This is a genomic window from Thermanaerothrix sp. (genome assembly GCA_026417795.1).
In the GTDB taxonomy this organism is placed as follows: domain Bacteria; phylum Synergistota; class Synergistia; order Synergistales; family Synergistaceae; genus Thermanaerovibrio.
On record JAOACP010000026.1, the window covers coordinates 22184 to 29451 of the forward strand.

At 60.9% G+C, this 7268-nt stretch carries 8 protein-coding genes and 1 tRNA gene; 2 read left to right on the forward strand and 7 right to left on the reverse strand.

Annotation, left to right across the window (positions count from 1 at the left end):
- Nucleotides 1–55: 55 nt before the first annotated feature.
- Nucleotides 56–1348: a serine hydroxymethyltransferase gene (locus N2315_06590; protein ID MCX7828858.1), complete on the reverse strand. Its 1293-nt coding sequence runs from the start codon at nucleotides 1346–1348 to the stop codon at nucleotides 56–58.
- Nucleotides 1349–1433: 85 nt separating this feature from the next.
- Between N2315_06590 and N2315_06595 the strand changes: the two genes are divergently transcribed.
- The gene (locus tag N2315_06595) at nucleotides 1434–2000 is read left to right on the forward strand and encodes a hypothetical protein (protein MCX7828859.1); all 567 of its coding nucleotides are present in this window, start codon (nucleotides 1434–1436) and stop codon (nucleotides 1998–2000) included.
- Between the two features lie 105 nt (nucleotides 2001–2105).
- On the opposite strand, the gene N2315_06600 is transcribed toward N2315_06595, so the two are convergent.
- A complete protein-coding gene (locus N2315_06600; GenBank protein ID MCX7828860.1) occupies nucleotides 2106–3416 on the reverse strand; it encodes a sodium-dependent transporter in 1311 nt (436 codons plus the stop codon).
- A gap of 181 nt (nucleotides 3417–3597) precedes the next feature.
- On the opposite strand from N2315_06600, the gene N2315_06605 reads away from it, so the two are divergent.
- Nucleotides 3598–3759, forward strand: coding sequence for a hypothetical protein (locus N2315_06605; GenBank protein ID MCX7828861.1), 162 nt, complete (start codon nucleotides 3598–3600; stop codon nucleotides 3757–3759).
- Nucleotides 3760–3764: 5 nt separating this feature from the next.
- Here N2315_06605 and N2315_06610 read toward each other — a convergent pair.
- From N2315_06610 to N2315_06630, 5 genes are all read right to left on the reverse strand, one after another.
- Nucleotides 3765–3839: transfer RNA gene (locus N2315_06610), tRNA-Ala, on the reverse strand.
- Nucleotides 3840–3914: 75 nt separating this feature from the next.
- Nucleotides 3915–5093 (reverse strand): ABC transporter substrate-binding protein, encoded by a 1179-nt coding sequence (locus N2315_06615; GenBank protein MCX7828862.1) that lies wholly within the window; start codon nucleotides 5091–5093, stop codon nucleotides 3915–3917.
- Nucleotides 5094–5142: 49 nt separating this feature from the next.
- The gene (locus N2315_06620; GenBank protein ID MCX7828863.1) at nucleotides 5143–5853 is read right to left on the reverse strand and encodes an ABC transporter ATP-binding protein; all 711 of its coding nucleotides are present in this window, start codon (nucleotides 5851–5853) and stop codon (nucleotides 5143–5145) included.
- The gene (locus tag N2315_06625) at nucleotides 5843–6610 is read right to left on the reverse strand and encodes an ABC transporter ATP-binding protein (protein MCX7828864.1); all 768 of its coding nucleotides are present in this window, start codon (nucleotides 6608–6610) and stop codon (nucleotides 5843–5845) included. Before N2315_06625 ends, N2315_06620 begins: the two co-directional genes overlap by 11 nt.
- A 6-nt stretch (nucleotides 6611–6616) precedes the next feature.
- Nucleotides 6617–7268: branched-chain amino acid ABC transporter permease (locus tag N2315_06630; protein ID MCX7828865.1), on the reverse strand; the 652-nt coding region annotated here is incomplete at its 5' end.

A 7268-nucleotide genomic window follows, 5' to 3' on the forward strand; every position in this document is an offset into this window, starting at 1 on the left:
CCGATTCTTCCTTCGTATTTTTTCTTACCCCTATCCCATGCCAGGTGCCAATGGGCTAATCCTTGGGGCTCGACTCCACCCAAGGCTCCTGCATGGAGGCGTACAGCGGGAACCTGCCGCTAAGCTCCTCCACCCGCCGGGCAAGACCTGCCAAGGCCCCCTCATCGGATCTCTGGGCGATCGCCAGGTCTATTATCTCCCCTATGGCCCGCATCTCCTCCTCCCCAAGGCCCCTGGTGGTAAGGGCTGCGGTGCCTAACCTTATGCCGCTGGTGACCATGGGCTTCTCGGGGTCAAAGGGGATCATGTTCTTGTTGCAGGCGATCCCAACCCGGTCCAGCAAAGCTTCCGCATCCTTGCCGGTTATGCCCTTGGACCTTAGGTCCACCAGCACCATGTGATTGTCCGTGCCGCCGCTGACCAGCCGGAAGCCCCGCTCCAGCAAAGCCTCCGAAAGGGCCTTGGCGTTTCGCACCACCGCCCGGGCGTACTCCTTGAAGTCGTCCCTCATGGCCAGGTGGAAGCAGGCAGCCTTGCCGGCTATGACGTGCACCAAGGGCCCACCCTGTATGCCCGGGAAGACCGTGCGGTCCAGGTCCTTGGCGTACTGGGACTTGCAAAGCACCATCGCCCCCCTGGGCCCCCTCAAGGTCTTGTGGGTGGTGGTGGTGACGAAGTCCGAGTGGGGAACCGGGTTAGGATGAACTCCACCCGCAACCAGGCCCGCTATGTGGGCCATGTCCACCATAAGGACCGCCCCCACGCGGTCCGCTATCTCCCGGAAGGCCTTGAAGTCTATGAACCTGGGATAGGCGCTGGCGCCGGCCACTATGACCCTGGGCCTGTGCTCAAGGGCGAGCTTCATCACCTCGTCGTAGTCTATGGTCTCCGTGTCCTGCCGAACCCCGTAGCCCACCACGTTGTAAATGAGCCCCGTGAAGTTAAGCGGATGCCCGTGGGACAGGTGCCCCCCCTGGTCGAGCTTCATGGCCAACATGGTGTCCTGGGGCTTCATGACCGTAAAGTAAACCGCCATGTTCGCGGTGGTGCCCGAGTGGGGCTGCACGTTGGCGTGCTCCGCCCCGAATAGCTCGCAGGCCCGCCTTATGGCCAGATCCTCTATCTCCTCCACGAACTCGCATCCCCCGTAGTACTTCTTGTGAGGGTAACCCTCCGCGTACTTGTTGGTGAGGACGGACCCCTGGGCCTCCAATATGGCCCGGGGAACGAAGTTCTCAGAGGCTATCATCTCAAGCCCCCGCCTCTGACGGCCCTGCTCCCTCACCATAAGCCCGTAAAGGGCCTCGTCTACCCGGGATATGGAGCTCTCGAAGTCGGACCTGCGCATCTCTACACCACCCCCATGAATTGTTGTGGAATCTAGGATTATAATATAATAAACCTAATTTCCCATGAAAAAGGAGGAGCACTAAATGAAGTTCAACGCAGCAAAGGTCCTGATCCCCCTCATGGGGCTCATCCTGGGACTCTTTGAACCACGCTTGGCCCTGGGGGTGGCCATGCCCCCCATGGATTACGAGGGGTACATGATCTACAAGGGCCCCAACGGGGCCATGAGCTACCGGGCTTACATAAGCTCCGCGGGGATGAGGATCGAGGGCGCCGGTACTATTCAGATATCCCGGACGGACCTTGGGGTGCTTTGGACCTTGAAGACGTCGGAAAGGACCTACGAGGAGAGACCCCTGGAGAGCGCCATGCCCTACTTCTCCCCCGAGGGGGTGCCCGGCACCACCCAAGAGGCCTACTCAGGAGAGGAGCTGGTGGGAGGCTTGAGGTGCTCCAAGAGCTTCATCACCAGGACGGTTGGCGGCGTCAGGGAGGATCTCATCCGTTGGACCGACCAGAAGACCGGGGTGACCGTGAAGGTGGCGGACCGCTACGGAAGGTGGTCCATGGAGATAAAGAACCCAAAGCTCAGGATGCTTCCCAAGGGGTTGTTTGAGATACCAAAGGGATACGTAAAGAAAGGATCCTAAGACCCAAGGAATCGTCTTCAAAACCGCGAAGAAGAGAAGGGAGGGGTAATGCCCCCCCTCTCTTCTTTGCCGCCGCCGGCGGTTTTAAGCCGCCAAGAGGAACGCTTAGAAGCCTCCCATCACGATGCCCAGCACCAGCACCGCCACGGAGGTCAGCACGAAGACGTACTTGGCGTGGAAGCTCCACCAGGCCCCGAGCTTCTTGCGGGCCCCCATGTTAACCTCCTGCCTGGCCCGGTCGGCGCCGTAGAACCAGAAGAACACCACTGCGGAGAGCACCGCCCCGAAGGGGACCACGTAGGTGGTCACGGTATCGGCGAAGGTCCCGAAGAGGTCGAGGTTCACCGCCATGGGGACCCCCAGCAGGAACCCCGCGGCCGCCACCGCCATGGAGCTGGCCTTCCTGGAAAGGCCGAACCCGTCCATGACCGCCTCCACCGGAACCTCCATGAGGTTTATGGCGGAGGAGATGGCGGCGAAGAGCACGCACAGGAAGAACAGGATGCCGAAAACGTAGCCCCCGGGCATGGAGCCGAAGATGTGGGGCACGGTTATGAAGAGCAGGGACGGCCCGGCGTTCACGTCAAGGCCGAAGGCGAAGGCAGCGGGGATGGTCACCAAGGCGGACAGGATGGAGGCCACGGTGGTCCAGAAGGCGGTGTTCATAGCCGATGAGGGTATGTCCTCCCCGTCCTTGAGGTAGCTGCCGTAGACCAGCATGGCGGCCCCGCCGAGGCACACGGTGAAGAAGGCCATGCCCAGGGCCATCACCCAGGTCTTGGGATCCATGAGGTGGTGCCACTTGGGGAGCAGCAGGAACTCAACCCCCTTCATGGCCCCAGGGAGCGTGAGGGACCTCGCCATCAAAGCCAGCAATATCAGGAAGAGGGCGGGCATCATGACCTTGTTGGAGCTCTCTATGCCCCCCTGAACCCCCCGGGCTATTATGAGCATGGTGAGGACCATGGCAGCCAGGTGCCACAACACGCTCTCCCAGCTGCCCGCAAAGGCCTGGAAGTAGGCGGCGGGGTCCATGCGGGAGAAGGCCCCCATCACGGACAGGACCAGATACTTGAGCACCCATCCACAGACTATGAGGTAGAAGACGAACACCCCGCTAACCCCAAGCACCGGGATGAGCCCCAGGGCCCCGCCGAAGCGGAACCCCCTTTCCGAAAGGACCTTGCCGAAGGCCCTCACGGCCCCCGCCTTCTGGCTCCTGCCAAAGGCGAACTCCCCCATAAGGCCCGTGACCGCAAGGCCAAAGGTGAAAGCCAGGTACGGTATCAGAAACGCCGCCCCGCCAAAGGCCCCAAGCCTCCAGGGGAAAAGCCATATGCTCCCAAGCCCCATGGCGGCGCCCACGCAGGCCAACACGAACCCCAACTTGCTCGAAAAGGTCTCCCTTCCCTCCACTGCGCATCCTCCTTCCAAAATCAACGACAAAAAGCCCAAACGACCCCGCTAAAGATACTATATTGATACAAAAAATCTTCAAGTATGAAAGTTTTATTCGAACTTTGTTTTTAGATATGAACGATTATTCCGCGCCCAAGGCGGACGGTTACGACGGGGCAGCACAGAGGGGGTCGGCGTTTTGAAGCTTTCGAAGAGTATAAGGGGGCGATGCAAGATGAGGGCTCTGGGCAAAAACGCAAAAGGTAAAAAAGGCAAAAAGGAGGGATGGCGCCGCAAAAGACGGCGGCAGGGACTAAAAAACCGCTTCCCCGCGAAGACCCGCGAGGAAGCGGCAAGTTAACTTACTGGTGGAGCTGGGGGGAGTTGAACCCCCGACCTCTTCCATGCCAAGGAAGCGCGCTCCCGCTGCGCCACAGCCCCAGTCACAACGTGAGAGATTATATTAGCCCCCGCGAAAGCTGTCAATACTCAGGGACAAAGGAGTTCCTGCGGCCCTTACTCCTCTCCCGCCGCAAGGCGCGGGGTGATTATGGCGGGGTTGTCCACCATGGCGAGGTAACGGAACTTGCCGTTCTTCACCACCTGCACCTGGACGGGCTTTATGACCTCCCCTTCCTTGTCGAAGCCCCTTATGATGCCAGTAAGGCCGTTGTAGTTGGCGGTCTCCGCCATGGCGTTCCTCACCGCCTTGCGGTCCGTGGAACCCGCCCGCTTGATGGAGTCCACCAACACCCTGAAGGCGTCGTAACCGGAGGCGCCAACCATGTCGGGCTCGGTCTTGTAGCGCTTCCGGTATTCCTTTAGGAACTTCTGCACCACCGGCCGCGGGTCGTCCCGGTTCAGGTTGGTGACTATGACGAAGCCCTCCGCCGCCTTGCCGGCTATCTCGATGGTCTTGGGCGAGTCCGCCCCCTCCTCGCCCAAGAACTTGGCGGTTATGCCCATCTCCCGGGCCTGCTTGAGCATGGGGCCGGTCTGGAAGTAGTAGCCGCTGGCGAAGACCACGTCCGCGTTGGCCTCCTTCACCTTGGCAAGATAAGCCTTGAAGTCCTTCTCGCTCATGGGATAGGTGAGGGACAGCACCAGCTGGGCGTCGCTGGGGTTACGCTTCATGTACTTCTTGAACCCCTCCGCCAGGGTCCTTCCGAAATCGTTGTCGCTGGTTATTATGGCGATCCTCTTGCCCTTCAGGATCTTCACCGCCGTGTAAGCCGCCGCCTGTCCCTCCACGGCCCCCAGGAAGCCGTTGCGGAACGTGTAGTCCCCCTTGGTCACGTCGGGGTGTATGGCGTAGGCGGCTATGAAGGGTATCTCCTCGTCGTCGAAGATGGGAGCCACCGCCCGGGAGGGCATGCTATAGGAACCACCCACAACCCCCACCACCCGGTCCTGCTTGATCAACTTCTGGGCCAGGGGAACCGCCTGCTTGGGATCCGCCGCGTCATCGTAGTAAACCAGCTGGACCTTGCGCCCCAGGACCCCTCCCGCCGCGTTTACCTCCTCCACCGCCAGCTTAACGGAGTTGAGCATGCTCTCCCCGTCCGCGGCGGCGAAGCCCGTTATGGGGGCAAGAAGCCCTATCTTGATGGGCTCCGCCCCAAAGGCCCCAAGGGAAAGCAACAACGACAGCCCCAAAGCCGCCACCACGACCAAAAAGCCCCTTCTCATCTTCATCCTACCAACACCTCCTTTGACGTTATGGGTCCTCGCCAAGCAAGGCCCGTCAAACCCCAAGGTAAGCCTCCCTCACCCGCTGATCCGCCAGAAGGTCCGACGCGGCGCCGTGTAGCTCTATGCGGCCCGTCTGAAGGATGTACCCCCGGTGGGATATGCCAAGGGACGCCAGGGCGTTCTGCTCCACCAGCAGTATGGTCATCCCCTCGGAACCGTTGAGCTCCTTCAACACCTCAAAAACCCGGTCCACCAGCTTGGGCATGAGCCCCATGGAGACCTCGTCCACTAAAAGAAGCTTTGGGTCCGACGCCAAGGCCCTTCCTATGGCCAGCTGCTGCTGCTCCCCGCCGGACAGGGTCACCGCCAGCTGGTTCATCCTTTCCCTCAAGACCGGGAACAGCTCGTATATCCAATCCATCCGCTCCGCCAAGGCCCGGTCCTTCTTCATCCCGTAGGCCCCCATACGCAGGTTCTCCTCCACCGTAAGCTGGGGGAACACCCTGGCCCGCTCGGGCACCATCCTGATCCCAAGCCGGGCCCTTTCATGGGGAGCCATGAAGGTGATGTCCCTTCCCATGAAGGATATGCTGCCCCCCTTGGGCATGGTGAGCCCCATCACAGCCCTCAGCACCGTGGTCTTACCCGCCCCGTTGGCCCCTATGACGGACACCAGTTCCCCCTGGTCCACCGAGAAGGACACCTGGTGCACCGCCTCGAAGTCCCCGTAGGAAACCCTAAGATCCTTCACCTCAAGAAGCAAGGGACGACACCCCCTTACCCAGGTAGGCCTCAATCACCGCCGGATCGGAGGCCACCTCCCTGGGGAACCCTTCCGCCAGCTTCCTTCCGTGGTCCAACACCACCACCCGGTCGCTGAGCCCCATGGCCACCTTCATGTTGTGCTCTATGAGCAGCACGGAAACCCCCGACTCCCGGATGGACCTTACAAGTTCCTCTATCCTCTCTATCTCCTCATGCCTCAACCCGGAGAAGCACTCGTCCAAAAGCAGCAGCTTGGGCCTTAGCGCCAGGGCCCTTCCTATCTCAAGTCTCCGCAGGTTCCCGATGGGTAGAAGAGACGCCCGCATGTCCGCCAGTGGAAGAAGCCCCACCTTGTCCAGGATGCTCCGGGCCTCGTCCAGGACCTCCCTGCCCCTGGAGAGCCCCATGGCCTTCAACGGGTTGCCCCTGTAGCGGTCTCCTCCAAGGGCCACCCTTATGTTGTCCAGCACCGAAAGGGCGCCGAAGGGACGCACTATCTGGAAAGTACGGCCCACCCCAAGCTCCGCCATCTTATGGGGCGGAAGACCGTCGGTCCTCTTGCCGTCGAAGAATATGGCTCCCCCAGTGGGCTTGAGCACCCCGGATATCATGTTGAAGCAGGTGGTCTTACCCGCCCCGTTGGGGCCCAGCAGGCCCATTATCTCTCCCCTTGCCATGGAGAAGCTCACAGCGTCCACCGCCTTAAGCCCCCCGAAGCTGATGGACAGGTCCTTGACCTCCAAAATGGCATCCATTCCCAATCACCCGCCCCTTCGACCGAAACCCAGGACCTTCTTCACAAAGCTCCCCTCACCCAGAAGGCCGCCGGGCTGGAAACGGATCATCAACAGAAGAAGGGCCCCGTAGAGTAGCATCCGGTAGTCCATGAGGGACCTGAAGGCCTCAGGCAACACCCCCAGCACCAAGGCCCCCAACACCGGCCCCCATAGGGTCCNCATGCCCCCCAGAACCACCATGGACAGGAACATCACCGACACCGGAAACCCGAAGTCCCCGGGGCTTATGAACCTCATGTATTGGGCGTAAAGGGCCCCCGCCAGGGCCGCCAGCTTGGCGCCGAAAACGAAGGCGGAGAGCTTGAACTTGACGGTGGGTATGCCCATGCTGGAAGCGGCGGTCTCGTCCTCCCTTATGGCGAAGCACCCAAGCCCAAGCCATGACCGCCTAAACCACTGGCAAAGCCCCACAGAAAGCAAGAGGAATCCCATACACAGGAGGAAGTACCCGTTCTCCCGGAGCTTCTCCCCGAAGAGCACCACCCGCGGTATGCCCCCTATTCCCAGGGCCCCACCGAAGAAGGGGGTGTACAGGAAGATGGCCTCCACTATGAAGTTTATCCCTATGGTGGTTATGGCCAGGAAGTCCTCCTTGAGCCTTATGCTTGGAAGCCCA